Source organism: Photorhabdus caribbeanensis, assembly GCF_018448885.1.
Classification (GTDB): Bacteria; Pseudomonadota; Gammaproteobacteria; order Enterobacterales; family Enterobacteriaceae; genus Photorhabdus; species Photorhabdus caribbeanensis.
Map to the genome: position 1 here is coordinate 1 of NZ_RCWB01000105.1, position 1283 is coordinate 1283.

Genomic DNA, 1283 nt, shown 5'->3' on the forward strand with positions numbered 1-1283 from the left:
TTCTCCACAAAAATCGTTTTCGGCAATCTAAACCCCCGCAGTTTCAATAATGCCAGCGGCCCTTTCCCGACTTCGGTCCGCAGTACCCAGGTCAGCGGCAACCCCTCCGGCGTGGTAAATCTCAACCGGTAACGGCTTTCATCCAGCATCTGCACTTGTGCCGCCTCCAGCCAGCGAATCAATCCCCACGTCCCCGGATAGTCGCCATACAGCCGCGCCCCGGTATTCACCCCGGTCCAGGTCAGCGCCACCCCGGGATTATCCTCATCCCCCGGCCAGCGTAAACGCTGCCAGCTCTCCATTTGGTTAAAGTAACGCAGCCGCTGGCCATCTATCGTCAGGTCCGTTTCCGCCACATCACGCACCGGTTTCGCCCGCAGTTCAAAGCGTATTCCCTCGCTGCCGTTCGCAAACAGCACATCCGCAACCTGACTCAGTTGATTTATCGCGGTTAAAAAGGCCGGGCTGACATGCAGTCCCTGACTGTTCACCTTATCCACCACCCAATATTTCCCCTCTTTATGCAGTACGCCGCCTAACTGACTGTGCAGGAACTGCTCTATCCGCCCGCTGTCGGCCCGGATAAACTGCCCGAGCATCGGCAGCGAAGCCTCATTTTGCCCCGCCACAAACGGGTAACGGCCGTCAAAATCGGTCTGCCAGTCCGCCGCCACCGCCGACTGCCATTGCGCATTCAGGCTGGCCGCCGCTGGCTGTAACACCGTCTGCCACGCTTCGGTCAACGGTTGCACGAACACCGCCTGACCAAACCCATTCCATTCCGCCCCCAGACTGGCGGCTATCAGGCTGCCATAGGTCCGCGTATCTGTCAGCGCCACGCTTTTCCCCTGAAACACACTCTGCGCCAGCGCTTCCATCACCGCCGGGGGGTCATCGGTATTCGCCAGTTGTTGCAGCGCCAGACGCACCCGCGTCACCCGCGTCAGGAAGGTTTGCAGACTCAGTGACGGGTCCGCCGTCAGTCCATTTTCCTCAGTGCTTTTGCCCATCAGCGCCAATAACGGACCAAACGTGTCATCCAGCGGCCCCGGCAGAAGTCGGCTCTGGTCAATCATCGGCTGCTTATTTTTCTGAAACAGGTTTTGCGCCGATTTCACCAGCGAATCCGCCAATGCCGCGCCCGGTTGTCCAGCTTCCCCCTGATAAGCCAGCGTATCCATCAGGGCAATCAACGGGGACTGGCGCACATCCGCCATCAGGGTTAACTGGTCGATGGTGTCGGACAGGTTATGGGTTTTATGCCAGCGCAGGCTGTTGAGGAA

General features: G+C 59.0%; 1 protein-coding gene. It reads right to left on the reverse strand.

Going from position 1 to position 1283, the window contains the following annotated elements; translation table 11 throughout:
- Window positions 1–1283, reverse strand: a 1283-nt coding sequence (locus EAE90_RS23160; RefSeq protein WP_281422396.1) for a type VI secretion IcmF C-terminal domain-containing protein, incomplete at both ends; no start/stop codon positions are given.